At 71.5% G+C, this 15,052-nt stretch carries 14 protein-coding genes; 3 read left to right on the forward strand and 11 right to left on the reverse strand.

Annotated elements, in window-relative coordinates; all coding sequences use genetic code 11:
- Positions 1 to 223 precede the first annotated feature (223 nt).
- From dacB to ACFU6K_RS11600, 4 genes are all read right to left on the reverse strand, one after another.
- Positions 224 to 1,870: a D-alanyl-D-alanine carboxypeptidase/D-alanyl-D-alanine-endopeptidase gene (dacB, locus tag ACFU6K_RS11585; protein ID WP_380662359.1), complete on the reverse strand. Its 1,647-nt coding sequence runs from the start codon at positions 1,868 to 1,870 to the stop codon at positions 224 to 226.
- A gap of 107 nt (positions 1,871 to 1,977) precedes the next feature.
- Positions 1,978 to 2,757, reverse strand: a complete 780-nt coding sequence (locus ACFU6K_RS11590) for a DUF4097 family beta strand repeat-containing protein (protein WP_380662360.1) — start codon at positions 2,755 to 2,757, stop codon at positions 1,978 to 1,980.
- 52 nt (positions 2,758 to 2,809) lie between these two features.
- The gene (locus ACFU6K_RS11595; protein WP_380662361.1) at positions 2,810 to 4,150 is read right to left on the reverse strand and encodes an FtsX-like permease family protein; all 1,341 of its coding nucleotides are present in this window, start codon (positions 4,148 to 4,150) and stop codon (positions 2,810 to 2,812) included.
- On the reverse strand, positions 4,147 to 4,926 hold the full coding sequence (locus ACFU6K_RS11600; protein ID WP_380662362.1) for an ABC transporter ATP-binding protein: 780 nt from the start codon (positions 4,924 to 4,926) through the stop codon (positions 4,147 to 4,149). Before ACFU6K_RS11600 ends, ACFU6K_RS11595 begins: the two co-directional genes overlap by 4 nt.
- Before the next feature lie 111 nt (positions 4,927 to 5,037).
- On the opposite strand from ACFU6K_RS11600, the gene ACFU6K_RS11605 reads away from it, so the two are divergent.
- Complete coding sequence (locus ACFU6K_RS11605; protein WP_380662363.1) at positions 5,038 to 6,204, forward strand: histidine kinase; 1,167 nt, start codon at positions 5,038 to 5,040, stop codon at positions 6,202 to 6,204.
- A 36-nt stretch (positions 6,205 to 6,240) separates the two neighbouring features.
- A complete protein-coding gene (locus ACFU6K_RS11610; RefSeq protein WP_380662364.1) occupies positions 6,241 to 6,906 on the forward strand; it encodes a response regulator in 666 nt (221 codons plus the stop codon).
- A 254-nt stretch (positions 6,907 to 7,160) separates the two neighbouring features.
- On the opposite strand, the gene ACFU6K_RS11615 is transcribed toward ACFU6K_RS11610, so the two are convergent.
- From ACFU6K_RS11615 to ACFU6K_RS11645, 7 genes are all read right to left on the reverse strand, one after another.
- Positions 7,161 to 8,030 carry a hypothetical protein gene (locus ACFU6K_RS11615; protein ID WP_380662365.1) on the reverse strand — a complete coding sequence of 290 codons (870 nt, stop codon included), beginning with the start codon at positions 8,028 to 8,030 and terminating at the stop codon, positions 7,161 to 7,163.
- A gap of 137 nt (positions 8,031 to 8,167) precedes the next feature.
- The gene (locus ACFU6K_RS11620) at positions 8,168 to 8,620 is read right to left on the reverse strand and encodes an NUDIX domain-containing protein (RefSeq protein ID WP_380662366.1); all 453 of its coding nucleotides are present in this window, start codon (positions 8,618 to 8,620) and stop codon (positions 8,168 to 8,170) included.
- A gap of 350 nt (positions 8,621 to 8,970) precedes the next feature.
- Positions 8,971 to 9,819, reverse strand: coding sequence for a Scr1 family TA system antitoxin-like transcriptional regulator (locus ACFU6K_RS11625; protein ID WP_380662367.1), 849 nt, complete (start codon positions 9,817 to 9,819; stop codon positions 8,971 to 8,973).
- Positions 9,809 to 10,330, reverse strand: a complete 522-nt coding sequence (locus tag ACFU6K_RS11630) for a DUF6879 family protein (protein WP_380662368.1) — start codon at positions 10,328 to 10,330, stop codon at positions 9,809 to 9,811. The genes ACFU6K_RS11625 and ACFU6K_RS11630 overlap by 11 nt, the downstream gene beginning before the upstream one ends.
- Complete coding sequence (locus ACFU6K_RS11635; protein ID WP_380662369.1) at positions 10,314 to 10,535, reverse strand: hypothetical protein; 222 nt, start codon at positions 10,533 to 10,535, stop codon at positions 10,314 to 10,316. Before ACFU6K_RS11635 ends, ACFU6K_RS11630 begins: the two co-directional genes overlap by 17 nt.
- A 257-nt stretch (positions 10,536 to 10,792) precedes the next feature.
- Positions 10,793 to 11,455 carry a response regulator gene (locus ACFU6K_RS11640; RefSeq protein ID WP_380662370.1) on the reverse strand — a complete coding sequence of 221 codons (663 nt, stop codon included), beginning with the start codon at positions 11,453 to 11,455 and terminating at the stop codon, positions 10,793 to 10,795.
- Positions 11,452 to 12,771 (reverse strand): sensor histidine kinase, encoded by a 1,320-nt coding sequence (locus ACFU6K_RS11645; protein ID WP_380662371.1) that lies wholly within the window; start codon positions 12,769 to 12,771, stop codon positions 11,452 to 11,454. The genes ACFU6K_RS11640 and ACFU6K_RS11645 overlap by 4 nt, the downstream gene beginning before the upstream one ends.
- A gap of 311 nt (positions 12,772 to 13,082) precedes the next feature.
- On the opposite strand from ACFU6K_RS11645, the gene ACFU6K_RS11650 reads away from it, so the two are divergent.
- Positions 13,083 to 14,591 (forward strand): alpha/beta hydrolase family protein, encoded by a 1,509-nt coding sequence (locus tag ACFU6K_RS11650; RefSeq protein WP_380662372.1) that lies wholly within the window; start codon positions 13,083 to 13,085, stop codon positions 14,589 to 14,591.
- The last annotated feature ends 461 nt before the right edge of the window (positions 14,592 to 15,052 follow it).

Genomic DNA, 15,052 nt, shown 5'->3' on the forward strand with positions numbered 1-15,052 from the left:
CGCAACACGACCCACCCCCACAGACAGCCAACCCGCCCCGACCGACAGACACTTACTGTCCCACGCCCAACCCAACCGACTTCGCCAGCAGAGTCGCCGGGCCGACTTCCTGCGCGGCGCCTTCGTGGCCGAGCGTGTGCGCGGCGGTGGTGCATCACGCCGCCGCCGGTCAACGCGACGGCGTTGAAGTCCTGGTCGTGTTCGGACCAGGTCAGGATGGCCTTCACGCCTTGGGCGACCTGTAGATGGCGGCGGCCATCGCTCCCAGTTGCTTGTTGGCCTTGAGCGCGAGGTCGATGGCATCGCTCACGGAGTCGCTGGGCACCGGAATGTTGTTCACGTAGATCGCGAAGGCGTAGCGGTGGCCGTCCTTCGCGTCGATGTAGCCTGCGAGCGCCTTGGTGCCGAGAGCCAGCTTGCCCTGGTAGGGACTGACCAGGGTGCCGGTCTTCGCACGGATGTGTCCTGCGGCGGGGTCGGTGCGCTCGATGACGTCGGCGAGCGAACCGTCGACGCCCATGCTCGGCATGGAGTCGTAGAAGACGTCGAAGTCGTCCTGTCGTGCCAGGTGCCGCAGCAGCGCCACCTGGGCGGTCGGCGTCGCCTTGTCGCCGGGGAGGCCCTGGGCATCGACGAGGCTCACCGAGTTCGGGTCCACACCCGAGTGGGCGAGGAACTCCTTCTCGGTCTTCATGCCGTCCGCGTAGGTTCGTTGCCCGTTGTGTGCTGCCATGAGCGGCGGCAGCAGGTTCGCCCCGAGGTTGTGGCTGACCTTGTTGATCAGCTTCGCGTACTCCTTGAAGGGCGGAGAGGTGTAGGTCGCCGATACGGGCAGCGAGCCCACGTCCGCCGACGGGGGAAGCCTGCTGTCGGGGTTCGCTCCCAGCGAGGGGGCGGATACGCTGACGCCGTTTCTGGCGAGTGCCTCGATGAGGACGGTGCGGGCGAACGCCGCCGGGTCGGGAACCTGGTAAGTCGTCACGAAGGGGGCCTTCGCGTCCGCGGGCACGGAACCTCGGACCCGGATATGGCCAGGGCTCGCGCTTTCGGTCGTCACCGTCGGCTTGCTTCCGGCGGGTGTGGTCGTCACCTGCGCGTCGACGCCGAAGGCGGCCGTCTTCGGGCGCCAGTCGACCTTGGCCGGGTCGCCGGGTGCGCCCGGCGTGACGAGCACGTCGATCAGGTTGTCGTTGACGACGGTCGGAGTGAGCGGCACCCCGCCGATCGACACCGGATCCCAGAGTCGGTTGTCGATCACCACGTCGCCGTCGACGTGGCGGACTCCGCTGGCCGCGACCTGTCGGGCCAGCTCGTTGACGCCCGCCAGCGGGTCCTCTTCGGTGATGGTCGCCATGCCGGGTACGGCGTTGGCGTCGTAGTGGTCGAAGTCGGTGACGTCCAGTCCGCCCGACGCGGTGGTCCGCCCACCGAGTGCCAGATCGCCGCTCCCGACCAGGATGAGATCGCCGGAGAGCCGCCCGTCCGCGGAGACCGTACCCGAATGCACCACGGGCGTACGGAAGCGATGGTCGTCTCCCAGGACATCGAGCGCGGCACCGACCGCGAAGGTCTTGGCCGTCGAACCGGTCATGAACCGGGAATCGGCGCCCTGGGATTGGACGACCTTCCCCGTCCGCAGATCGGCGACCTGCAGGCCCCACTGGCCCGACGACCACGGCGCGGTGCTCATGAGCTTCTGCAGGTCGGCGCTTACCCGGGTAGCGCCCGGTGCCGGAGAGGCCGAGTCGTCCGTGGAGTTGTGGGAGCACGCCGTCATCGCCACAGCGGCCGTCATCGACGCGGCGAGCGCCAGGGCTGTACGCCGCCGTACCCGAGGTGCCTTGGTTCCGGAGAGGGGGTTGCTGGACATTCGTTCTTTCCTGGTCGACTTTCCTGTTCGGCTTTCCTGTTCGGCTTTCGCGCTCGATCGAACGCTTCCGGCCTGGTTGCCGCGCGGCGTAGGCTGCCGCGCGGCGGCTAGGACTTCCCGCCCTTGCCGATGGCGATGCTGCCGTTGCGGGTCCGGACGGCCACGGAATGGCCGCTCGCGTCGTCCTTCGCGACGTTCACGGTGACGTCGCCCTTCTTCGCGGCCGTGCGGACGGCGTACGTCGATTCCGGCAGGCCCAGTTCGACGTTGCCGTCCCTGCTCTGCACGTCGACCAGGTCGGGCACGGCGGCCAGGCCCAGGTCGACGTCGCCGTTGCGCGACGTGACGCTGACGGACCGGGCGGAGATCCCGTCGCCCTTGATGCTTCCGTCGCCGCCTTCCAGGGTCAGCCTGGCTCCGTGGAGGTCCGACAGCCGGACGTCGCCGCCGGCGGTCCTGGCCGAGAAGTCCGCGGTGAGGCCGGTGGCCTCGATGCGTCCCTTGCCGCTCCGGGCGGTGACGGCGACGGCGCGCGGCACCTTCACGGTGTACTTCGCGCCGCAGTTCACCGAGATCCCCGTGCAGTCCAGCGAGAGCGTGAGCGTGCCCCCTTCGAGCTGCCAGCCGGACCCCACCTCCCCGCCGACCTTCCTGCCGCTGACCCGTCGTTCCACCTGGACGCCCTCGACGTCGGCGGCCACCAGCGCGAGGTCGGCGGAGCCGGAGTCGACGGTCAGGCTGCCGCCGGCGAAGTCGAAGGACTTCGATTCCACGGTCGCGTCGGCCGATGCGCCGTCCGTGGCGCCGTCCGTGGTGCAGGCCGTGGCGGCGAGGCCGAGGAGCGCGGCTGAGCCGAAGGCGAGAAGCGTGCGGGTGGTCGGTTCCATCGGGTTCTTCCTTCGTCGACGAGCATGGTGGTGCGGGTTCCCGCGCCCCGGTTCACGAGCGCAGCGCCCGGACCGCGACCGTGCGCGACACCCGGGCCGCCTGCAGGACCAGTGCGAGGCAGGTGGTGGCCAGCGTCCCGGCGGCGAGCGCCCCGAGCGTGGCCCAGGGGAGGCCCGCCAGGACCCGGACGACGTCGGTCCGGGCTCCCAGGGCGATGGTGAGACCCGACACGGCGACGAACAGCGCGCCGAAGACGATCGCCGTCCCCGCGTAGATCGCCCCCTCGTAGACCATCGACCGGGTGACCACGCCCGGCCGCGCGCCGGCCACCGTCACGACGGCGCAGTCACGGGCGCGCTCCCGCCCGACGAGGGCGATCACGGCGAGGCCCCCGACCCAGGACACGGCGAAGACCCAGCCCAGCACGACCAGGATGTCGTCCAGCCCGGCGCTGCCTGCGGGCATGACCTTCCCCATCACCATGAAGAGGCCGACGAACGACAGGGAGAGCGCGAAGGGCAGCACCGTGGTGACGCTCCTCGTCGCGCGGGCCCGGCACGACTGCACGGCAAGGTGCCAGGCGACGCCGCGCGAGGGCACCAGCGCCGTCCAGAGCCTCATCAGCGGGGTGAGCACCCACGGCCCCATCAGCAGCAGCAGGCAGACGAGGAAGAGGTTCCCGGCGAACGCGAAGGCCGTCCGCTGGGCGAGCCCGCCCTGGAGTTCGAGGCCCAGGCCGGGGACCCACATCCCGACCACACCGGCGAGCAGGCACAGGGCGAGGCCACCGCGGGCCACGCCCGGGCGCGCCGGGGGATCGGCGAAGTCCCGGAAGGCGCGCATCTCCGGCGTCCTGGCGGCCCGCCGGGTGACGCCCCAGCCCCCGAGCAGGCACGGAACCAGTCCGGACAGCACGCTCACGCCGACGTACCAGAACCGGAACCCGACCGAGGCCCCGTGCAGTTCGAGACCCGTCCCCTTCCACTGCGCGAGGGCGACACCCGCGACCAGCAGGGCGAGCGGTGCGGCCAGCGCGCCGGCCACCGCGCCCAGCACCACCATCTCCGTCCGCAGGATGGACCTGACCCGGTGGCGCGGAATCCCGAGGATCACCCACAGGGCGTGCTCGCGCCGCTGGGCCGTCAGCGTCAGACCGACCGCGGAGGCGACGACGCCCACGGCGGCGAGCACGGTGAAGAAGACGATGTTGCCGCCGAGGGCGATCGACGCGGAGACCATCCGTGCGTCACCCGCCGCCCGCGCCGCCGAGACGGCGGTGAACATCGCGATGGCCGAGCCCGCCGAGCACGCCGCGCCGACCGTGGCGCACAGGAGCGTCCACCACCACATCGACGCCTGCAGGCGGATGTCCGACAGCACGAGCCGGATCACGACTCCTGCCCGCCCGCTTCGTCCGCCGACTGCGCCGCGAGGACGGCGTCGCCCACCGCGCGGGAGTCGCCACCGGGGATGACGGCGTGCACCCGCCCGGACCCCATCACCACGACCTGGTCGGCCCGCGCGGCCGCATGGGGGTCGTGGGTGACCATGAGCACCGTGCTCCCCTGCGCGGGAAGCGCCTGCAGCCAGTCGAGCACCACATGGCCCGCCCTGAGGTCGAGCGCACCCGTCGGCTCGTCGGCGAAGACGATCCGCGGCTGGTTCGCCACCACCCGGGCCACCGCGACGCGCTGGCGCTCGCCACCGGAGAGGCGGTCGGGGCGTCGCCGCGCGTGCTTGGCGATGCCGAGCCGCGCCATGGCGTCCTCGACCCGCGCCCTGGGCACCCGGCGGCCGGCGAGCCGCGCCGGCAGGGCGATGTTGTCCTCGACCGTCAGCGAGCTGACGAGGTTGTACTCCTGGAAGACGAAGCCGATGTTCTCGCTGCGGAACGCGGCCTGCTTGCGGGCGCCGAGTGAGCGGACGTCCGTCCCGAGGATCTCGACGGACCCCGCGGTCGCCCGCTCCAGCCCGGCCGTGCAGAGCAGGAGCGTCGACTTGCCCGAACCGGAGGGGCCGACGACGGCGGTCAGCCGGCCTTCGGGGATATCCAGGTCGATGTCGTGCAGGACGCGCGTCGTCTCGCCCCGGCGGCCGGGAATGGGGAATTCCGTCCGAAGGCCGCGCAAACGAATGCACGGCACGGGAGCGGTGGTGGAAAATGGCATGAATCAAGGAAAACAGGGCCGGGCAGTGGAGTGCACGGGAGCCTGCACTGCTATCGGAGGTAGACTTGGCTCTACCGCCCGACCGATCCGAACTGTGCGAAAATATTGATCATGGCGCAGATTCGTGTTGCCCGGAGGCTGCTGACCGAATTCGTCGCCGCGGCCGCCTTTCCGATTCTCCTGATTTCCGTTCTCGCCGCGCCGGTCTCGGTTCCGGTGGTGGCCGAACTGGACCGCTCCAGGGCGCAGTGGTGCGGAGTCCGGACGATGCCGCTGCGGCCCGCCGACCGCAGCCGGCCGCAGTGGGTGGCCGGTCGGCTTCGGACACGGTCGGTGTGGAGGACCGACCTGCCCGTGTTCGTCACCGCCGCGCTCCTGTCCGCGCTCTCGCTGCTGGTGGGCTTCTTCGGATTCATCGGCGCTCTGGCACTGGTCTTCTCCCCCGTCCTGTGGGGTTTCGGCATCGCCGCGGAAGTCGGCCCCTTCACCCCGGCCGCCCTGTGGGAAACCCTCGTGGCGGTGCCCGCGGGAATCGCCCTCGGTGCGGTCACCGTGGGCGCGCTGGCCGGCGTCTCCCTGCTCCGCGACCTGCTCCTGCGGGCCTTCTCGGGGAGCCGGAACCCCGACCTGCTCGTGAAACTGGAGGAACTCCGCGCCAGCCGGGCCTCGCTGACGGCGGCCTTCGAGAACGAGCGCCGGCGCATCGAGCGTGACCTGCACGACGGCGCCCAGCAGGAACTCGTCGCCCTCGTCATGCGCCTGGGAATCCTGGAAGCCGCGGCGACGGCCACCGACCAGGAACGGATCGTCCGGCTGGCCCGCCAGGCCCAGGCCCAGGCGGAGCACGCGCTCGAACGGCTGAGGGAGACGGTGCGCGGCATCCACCCCGGCGAACTGAGCGACCTCGGTCTCATCGCCGCCGTCCGGGAACTGGTGGCCAGATCACCGTTGCGGGTCGAACTGACCAGCACCGGCACGGACGCCCGGCTCTCCTCGCCGATCGCCACGGCCGTGTACTTCACGGTCTCCGAGGCCCTGACGAACATCGCCAAGCACGCGGGCGTCGGGAGCGCCCGGATCGATATGCGGTGCACCGAGAGCGGCGTCCGCGTCCGGGTGGGCGACGACGGCGCCGGCGGCGCGCGGATCAGCACCGGATCCGGGCTCTCCGGACTGCGTGAGCGGATGCGAAGCGTCGGCGGGAACCTCGAAATCACCAGCCCGCCGGGCGGCGGAACGGAGGTCGTGGCATCCGCCCCGGCCCAACCCCCGTGGTGACGGAATTCGACAGGGAAAAGCGATGGGAAATCGATTGTGAGAATCATCCTGGCGGACGACAGTCTGCTGATACGCGCCGGAATCCGGGAGATCCTGGTTTCCAGTGCCCACGACGTGGTCCGCGAATGCGAGGACGCCGACGAACTGGTCGCCGCTGTCGACGACCTCGCCGCCGCCGGAGCCGCCCCCGACCTGGTGATCACGGATGTCCGCATGCCGCCCGGGAACACCGACGACGGACTCCGGGCCGCGATCGACATTCGGTCGCGGCACCAGGGCCTGCCGGTACTGGTCCTCTCCGCCTACGTCACGGGCCCGTACGTGCGCGAACTCCTGAACGGCCCGGGCGCCGACGGGGCGGTCGGCTACCTGCTCAAGGAGAAGGTGGGCAGAGTGGCGGACTTCCTGCGGGCCGTCGAGACGGTCTCCGGCGGCGGCGTGGTGATCGACCCCGAGGTGGTTCGCCACGTCACCCGCGCCGACCCGCCGCGGGGCCCGCTCGCCCGGCTCACGGCCCGCGAACAGGAGGTGCTCGCCCTCATGGCCGAAGGCCGCTCCAACGCGGAGATCGAGGCGGAGCTGTTCCTCTCGGGCGCCGCCGTGGCCAAACACGTGGGGAACGTCTTCCTGAAACTCGGCATGCCCTCCGGCGAGGACAACCGCCGGGTGAAGGCCATCCTGACCTGGTTCGAATACAACTAGGATTTCAACGCCGCCGCGTCTACCGGCGGCGGCGTGATGCACGCCCGTCGTCCACGGCGTGGATCCCGACGGAAAGGGCGTAGGCCCGGGTGGTTCGCGGGCGTTCTCCCGCGTTCGGCCCGTACGTGCTCGTCGGGCTCCTGCGGCTGCGGGCCTTGACGCGCCGGCGCCGCGCGGTGGGCGGCAGGCCGTCCGGGACAAACACTCCCGTGCGCCACGGGGCGACGGCGCACGGACGGTCGGCCAGGGGGCGGCTACCGGCCGGGGTCCGGCCCGGTGTAGGCCGATGAGCGGAAGATGCGCGGGAACGCCCGGGAACCGTGCCGCTGGTCGAGCCAGCCGGTCAGGCCGGACAGGTTTCCGCTGATCATCGCGGCGACTATCAGGCCGTGCAGCGCGTCCGAGTCGGCCCCGCCCGTGTCGGTCAGGAAGCGTTGATACCGCGCCCCGACACCGTGTTCGTATCCGGCCATCGCCAGGTGGAAGCGGGTCGCGATGCCGGGCTCCGCGTGGTCGAAGTCGGACGGTTCCAGGCGGCCCGTGGTGTCGCGGAAGGCCAACCGATCGGGGAGCGCGATCCGCTCGGCCAGGTCGAGCCGGTCGGCCACCGTGGCCGCGATCGTCCGGGCCTCCCGGTCGGTCGTCCCCTCCATCACGATCCCGAGGTTCCGGGTCGAGACAGCGTCGTCCCTGTCCCGCGCCGAGTAGGTGCGCCCCTGCCGGTCACGCCGGTTGATCCCGTACCGGCTTCGGCCCACGTGCCCGTCCTGGAACCGGTACTCCCGGAACGACCCCCAGTGCAGGCAGTCGTGCGCGTAGGACCTCAGCAGGTCCAGAGCCACCAGTTCGGGCGAGGTCAGCCGGGGGTCACTCAGCCGCCCGTACCGCGTGATCACGGAAGCCATCTGCTCGTGCCGGTAGCCCTGGTCCGGGTGGTGGAACCCGCCGAACGCATCGGGCTGGGTCGAGCGCACTCCGACCCACACCCGATCGATCGGCAGCAGCTGGTTCAGCCCCAGCTCCCGGTAGCGGTCGGCCAGGAGGGCCGCCCCCTGCCGGAACACCTCCCGCGCCGACTCGTCCGCCCAGGTGTCCAGCACCCAGTGCAGCAGCGAGAACGTCACGTGCGGGTGTGCCTGGTCCAGCGCCGCTGTCGCCCTTCGCGCGGCGAGCAGGTGCGCCAGTTCCGCGCGCTCGGCCGGGTCTCCGGCCAGGTGCTCGTTCGGCCCCAGGCAGGAAGGGGCGAGCGAGCGGCCGAGGGTCAGAACCGCTGACGGCCGATCAGCTGCCGGTGCGACTCCTGTACTCCCTCGGGGAGATCGTCCGGTGAGAACCATCGAGCCTCCAGGATCTCGAACGAAGCGGCCTTGATCCGTCCACTGACGTACAGCGCCTCGTAGGCGACTTCGACGCGCAGCTTGTATCCGCTCTTCAGGTACGCCAGCTCGCACACCTTCACCGTGAGTCCGGTCTCCTCCTCGACCTCACGGATGATCGTCTCCTCGAAGCTCTCGCCCTTGTCGGCGTAGCCGGTCGGCAGGCCCCACTGCCGGCCCTCCGGCCACATCCGGTGCTTGAGGAGCAGCACCCGGCCTTCGTCGTCTCGGACGATGCCCGTGACCCCGACCATGAACTTCGAGTGCCACAGCCACAGAACGCGCCACTGCATCGGGCCCCGGATGGTCCGCCAGAGCTTCGCAGCGATCTTCTTCATGGGTCTCGCCCCTTCATCGGCGGCCGCTCCCGCGCGCCGCTCGCGCGGTCGGCCCACGATCCCGCAACCCACCCCATCCACACCAAATCCCGTGATCATCACACCAGTTGGGATGGCATCAGTGCCGGTTTCGGTGCCGCGGACGTTCCAGGCGCAGGACTGCCTGCCGGGCCACCTCGACGGCCGCCCGATCGGGCTTCTCGGGGCCGCCGGCCGCCTCCCTGCTCCGGTGCGGACCGGTGGACTTCACGGCAACGGGCACACCTGACTCCCCTTCGCTCGGCTTCGTGGAATGAGATGCCAGGCTAGGGGAATTCCAGATACGGGCTCAACAATATTCCCGCTATCGACTAAAGATCTTGCGGTGTCCCCCGATAGTGGTCGGCCCACTCCGCCAGCTTGACCCGGGCATCCTCACCCCAGAGCGAATATCCCTCACACGTACGGAACTCATCCAGGTATTCCCGAATGTCTCGGAGGTCGCGGAACACAAGCGCGCCCGTGGAAACCTCGACAGTCGCCAGGGCCTCGTCGTAGACGGTGAAAACATTCAACGGCGCCCAGGGCTTGTGCCCAGCCAACGGAATGATCCCGAGCCGCACGTTCGGCAACCGGGACACGGAAGCCAGCCGGTCGATCTGCATGGCCATGGCCTGCGCGGGAACGAGAGGCCAGCGGCAAGCCTGCTCGGTCAGAATGAAGTTGAAGCGCTTGCCCGGCTCATAGAGGACGGCCTGCCGTTCAAGCTTCTTGGCAATGGCCTTCGAGTGATCGCCGGGAAAAGGAGCCAGACTGGCCCGGATGTACTCGGGCGTAGCAAGAAGTGCAGTGATCATGGTTGGCAAAAAGAATCGGAACTCGCTGGTGGTGCGCTCGAGCGCCGCGAGCTCCACTTGCTTCTTTTCGAGCCCTTTCCTGCGCAGGGCCCTCGCATCCTGCCACTCCGTGTTGGCGATGCGGGCAAGCGCCGTGACGTGGGCGATGAGGTCAGGCGGGGCGTCCAGCGCCCGCAGGATCAGTTCGACGTCAACCAGCGACGGCGTGACCCTGCCGGTCTCGATCTTGGAAATTTTGGACTGCGACATGTTGACACGCCGAGCGAGCTGGACCCCGGAGAGTCCAGCTCGCCTGCGAAGCTCTTGAAGGATTGCCGCCAGGTCGGAGTTCGATTGACCTAGCTCCCGTGGATCAAGCGTCAATGCCCTTCACGTACTCCTCGAAAGGCACCGATTCAGCGATTGCGATCCGCTGGAACTCGATGAACGGGCTCACGTCGCCCTCGAACACGGTGCGGTCGATCTGCGTTCCGTCGGGCAGGTAGTTCATGAGCACCACCTCCCTTTTGTCGAACATCCAATAGTCCGAGACGCCGGCGAGCGGGTTGGGGCGATCCGTGACGTCCATGATCCGGATGTCCTCCCCCGCCCAGGCGTGCGGCAGGTAGTACATGAACTCGTAGCGCAAGTACTCGGAGAGCGGTCGCGTGACAATGTGGACACGCCCCTTGGACTTCCTCTCCCGGCGCACCCGCTTGAGGTCGTCCGTGTAATCGTTGGAGTGCGCATGCGGGTCGATCCGCTCACCCGCCCGGAAGGCCCGCAGTTCCTCGACCTCCTGCGGCACGTTATAGGCCGGGAGGGTTTCCAGGCGCCATGCCTCCGTCTTGAACTCCCGGAACCTGGCCTGCCAAGCATCACCATCCAAGCGCACGGACGGCCTCCCGGAGCACGCTCTCGGGGATCTCCACGAGCCCTTCGCCGTCGGGCGGCGTGAAGGCGTCGGACACGTTCCCCTGAAACACGAAGGCCCCCCACTCGGTGCGGTACACGTTGGGGCAGTCGTTCTGGTTGCACTCCCCCGAGCCGCTGCCGTTGCCCGTGTTGGTCAGCCGCGTGAGACCCGACCTGTCGTCCATCTCAACCCCCTGGAACCGCGGCCCCCTCGGACCGCCGCCCGACGACGCTAGAGAGCCCTCCAGCACATGTCTATGACAGGACAGAAATATTCCCGTGTCGGACTAAAGATCATGATGGAGTAACCCGGAACGCATGAGAGGCCCCGGCCCACTCCGACCAGGCAGACGCCGTATCGCGGGCTCGCGGGCGCCTCGGCCAGGCCGACTTTCCGTGCGCGGCGGGCGGGTTGGGCGGCCCGGCAAGCGGGGCGGGCGGGTCAGGTCGGGTGGATGAGGCGGGTTTCGTAGGCGAGGACCACGGCCTGGATGCGGTCGCGGAGTTCGAGCTTGTGGAAGATGCGGCCCAGGTGGGACTTCACGGTCGCCTCCGCGAGGTACAGGGTGGCGGCGATCTCGGTGTTGGACAGGCCGCGGCCCACCTGGACGAGCACCTCGCGTTCGCGGGTGCTGAGCCGGCTCAGCCGCTCGTCGTGCTCGGGGTCGCGGCCGTCGGGGATGTGCGGGCGGAGGTTCTCCAGGAGGCGGCGGGTGATCCGTGGGGAGAGTACGGCGTCGCCCGCGGCGATGTTGCGGATCGCGGTGAGCAGTTCCTCGGGCCTGGCGTTCTTCAGCAGGAAGCCGGAGGCGCCGGCGTTGAGTCCGGCGAAGGCGTACTCGTCCAGGTCGAAGGTGGTGAGGATGAGCACCCTGCTCTGCGGGGAGGCCGTGATGAGCTGCTCGGTCGCCTCGATGCCGTCGGTGCCGGGCATCCGGACGTCCATGAGGACGACGTCGGGGCGCAGTTCGCGGGCGAGGCGTACGGCCTGGGCGCCGTCGGCGGCTTCGCCGACCGGTGCCATGTCGGGCTGGGCTTCCAGGACGGTGCTGAAGGCCATCCGGAGGAGTGCTTCGTCGTCGGCGATCAGGATGCGGATCGTCATGCGGGCGGCGCTCCGGCGCTGTCGAGGTGGAGGCGGGTGTGGACCCGCCAGCCGCCGTCCGGGAGCGGTCCGGCGTGCAGCGTGCCCCCGTAGGCGGCCGAGCGCTCGCGCATGCCGGGGATGCCGTGGCCGGACGGTACGACGACGGCGGCAGTGGTGGGGGCGGGCTGGGGCGGGCGGGGGCCGGTGTCGGTGACGTCCACGGTGACGGTCGCGGCCGCGCAGTGGATCCGGACCGTCGCGCGGGTGCCGGCGGGTGTGTGCTTGAGGGTGTTGGTCAAGGCTTCCTGGACCAGTCGGTAGACGGTGAGTTGGGCGGTGGCGGGGATGTGGGCGTGGCCGCCGTGGACATCGAGGCGGGTGGGCAGCCCGGCGGCGCCCATCTGGTCGGCGAGGGAGGCGAGTTGGGCGATGCCGGGCGGCGGGTGGCGCTGCGCGTCCGGTTCGTCCGTGCGCAGGATGCCCAGGGAGCGCCGCATGTCGGTCAGGGCCTGGCGACCGGTCTCGGAGATCTGGAGCATCGCGGTGGTGGCCCTGTCGGGCGAGCGGTGCTGGGCGTAGACGGCGGCGTCGGTGAGCGCGACCATGACGGACAGGTTGTGGGTGACGATGTCGTGCATCTCGCGGGTGATGCGGGTCCGTTCCTCGGCGACGGCCAGGCGCGCCTGCTGTTCCTGCTCGTGTTCCAGGCGTGCGGCCCGTTCCTCCAGGGCGGCGAGGTAGGCGCGCGTGGTGCGCACGTTCACGCCGAGGACGGCGGCGGCCACGGCCAGCGCGGTGACCGCGACGAAGGGGGTCAGGAACGCGCCGCCCGTCGCCCAGCGCAGGCAGGCCAGCAGGGCCCCGGCCTCCACGACGGCGCCGGCGACGAGCGTGCCGCGCCGGCCCGAGGTCGCGGCCACCGTGTAGAGGGCCACCAACAGGGCGACGTCGGCGGGTAGTTGGACGTCCACCAGCCACTGGACGAGGGCCGCGGTCGCCACGGCGGCGAACACCGTGCGCGGGGCCCGGCGCCGCCACAGCAGGGGCAGGGTGAGGGCGGCGGTGATGGCCACGGCCACCGGCAGCTCGTGCGGCGCGCGGGTGGTCGCGACGTTGAGGAGCAGGAGCGTCGCCGGCAGCGCGTCCCACGCCGTGGGCGGCAGTCGGGAGGCCCGGCGCGCGGCGGCTTTCAGCGGTCGTGCGGCCCGGGCGCGGGTGCGGGCGAGGTCGGCGTGGCCGGTCAGCCGTGCGGCCGTCCTCGCCCACCGGGCCCGCGCCCGTACGCGGACGTGGTTCTGGTGGGCGTGGCCGGGTTCGGCGGCCGCCTCGGTCATCGCACGTCCCTGTCGATTCGGCGTCATGGTGGCCCCGGGTCGGGCACGTCCGGCGCGTAGGGCACGGGGACCGTACGCCTCGCGCCGCCCCGGCACGTACCGCGGCCCTGTCACGGTAGGGCGCCGGCCCCGCGCGGCGCATGATCCCACCGTCTGACCGCCCCGCACCGGCATACGACCGCAGGAGGAGTCCCGCCACCTCCCGTGGTCGCAGCACGGACGCCGCGCAGGCCAGCCCGCTTGCCACCGCGGTCGCACGCGGACCGCCCCGGACCGCTCCCCCGGTGGCACGCGGCGGCGACCGGTGGCCGATGCGGCGGCGCGCGCCCGGCGCCGAGCATGGCCCGGTGACCGAGATCATCCCGGGACTGCCCATGTCCCCCCTGGAAATCCTCGCCCTGCCGGCCGCCGTCGCGCTGGTGGTGGCACGCTGGCTTCCGCCCGCCGCCCGCCCGCGCGCCACGGTCGCGGCGGTGGCGGTCCTGGTGCCGTGCGCGATCGCGCTCGGTGTGGTGGGTATCCGCTGGCAGCTGCTGCCGGTCCTGGCGGGCGCCGCCCTCGCCGCGCCGTTCGCCCTCGCTCTCCTGCTGCGACCCCTGCTGCGACCGCTGCGCCGCAGCGGCCGGCCGGCATGGCGGGCCCGCTGGTGGCTGGCGCTGCCGGGATCGGCGGCCTGCGTCGGCCTGATCGCCACGGGCCCGGTGGCCGCCTGGGCCTTTCCCGTACCGGTGTTCCCCGAGCCGTCGGGCGGCTTCGCGGTCGGCACCCGCGTGGTGCAGTGGACCGACCCGCACCGCCCCGAGACCTTCACCGCCGACCCGGACGACCTGCGCACCGTCGTGGTCCAACTCTGGTACCCCGCGGGGAAGATCCCCGCGGGCGCGCGGCGGGCCCAGTACCTCGGACGCACCGAACGCGAGGCGCGCACCGTCTCCGAGGCCCTCGCCCGCGGCGTCGGCCTGCCGGGCTTCCTGGTCGACGGCGTCCCGCGCGCCCGCAGCCGTTCGGTCTTCGACGCCCCGGTGGCCGGTGGCGGCGAACGGTTCCCGGTCGTGCTGTTCTCCCCCGGGTCGGGCGGGGTGCGCACCCAGAACACCGCCTGGGCGGAGGAACTGGCCAGCCACGGCTACGTGGTCGCCGCGCTCGACCACCCGTACGACTCCGCCGCCGTCGTCCTCGCCGACGGCCGGACGATCCGCTCCGAGACCTCCTCCAGCGGCGACCGGGACAAGGACGACGAGCTGGCGGCCGGCTGGACGGCGGTCCGGGCCGCCGACCTCGGCTTCGTCCTCACCCGGCTGGAGACCCTGGACCGCGGCGGGAGCGCCGACCCGCTGACCGGACGCCTGGACACCGGCCGGGCCGCGGTGACCGGCCACTCCATGGGCGGCGCCGCCGCCCTCCAAGCGGCCCGGCAGGACCGCCGCTTCGCCGCCGTCGTCGACCTGGACGGCTACCCCCACGGCCCCACCACGCCCGCCCTCGGCCGGCCGACGCTCGCCCTCACCCAGGCCGTCACCCCGGACAGCGACCCGCGCTACCTGCCCCGCCTCACCGAGGCGCTCGACGCCGGCACCGCGCCGGGCTACCGGCTCACCATCCCCGGCGCCGCCCACCTCACCTTCATGGACGGCCCCCTGTACCTGCCGCCCGTGCCCTCGCTCGTCGGCTCCCTGGGCCGCACCGGGGGCCCGCGCACCGTCGCCGCGGCCACCCTCGCCTTCCTGGACGCCGTCCTGCGGAACGGCTCCGGCGACCCGGCCGGCGCCCTGCGCTCCTACGGCGACCTCAGCGTCCACCGCCCGGGCGCCCCCGGCTGAAGCCGGGGTCTCCAGGCCCTGCCGGCAGAGGGTGTACCTGTCGCTGCCGTGCTTGGAGGTGAAGCAGCCGTCGGCGGCGGGGTACGTGCGGCAGGCGTTCTCGCCGTCGGTGGTGTCGTCCTCGCGGCCGACGACGCGGGCCTCGGCGTTCGGGTCGGAGCAGGGGACCACGTCGATGTCCGGGTTGCCGTCGACGACGCCGGGCAGGGCGGCGGCGATCGGGTTGTTGGTGTGGCTGCGGTCGCCGGCCTCGGCGAACTCGGGGTCGCGCCTGGCCATGAGGACGATCGGCGGGACCAGGACCACCGGGACGAGCAGACCGACGATGGTGGGCCGCAGGTACACCGGCTTGCCGGGGTCCGCCGGCGGGCGGGGTGCGCCGGCGGGCGGGGTGCGCCGGCGGGCGGGGTGCGCCGGGCAGCCCGCGCCTGTCAGGCGGGACGCGAAAAAGTTGGATCCTG

Source organism: Kitasatospora sp. NPDC057512 (assembly GCF_042802135.1).
Taxonomy (GTDB): Bacteria; Actinomycetota; Actinomycetes; order Streptomycetales; family Streptomycetaceae; genus Kitasatospora.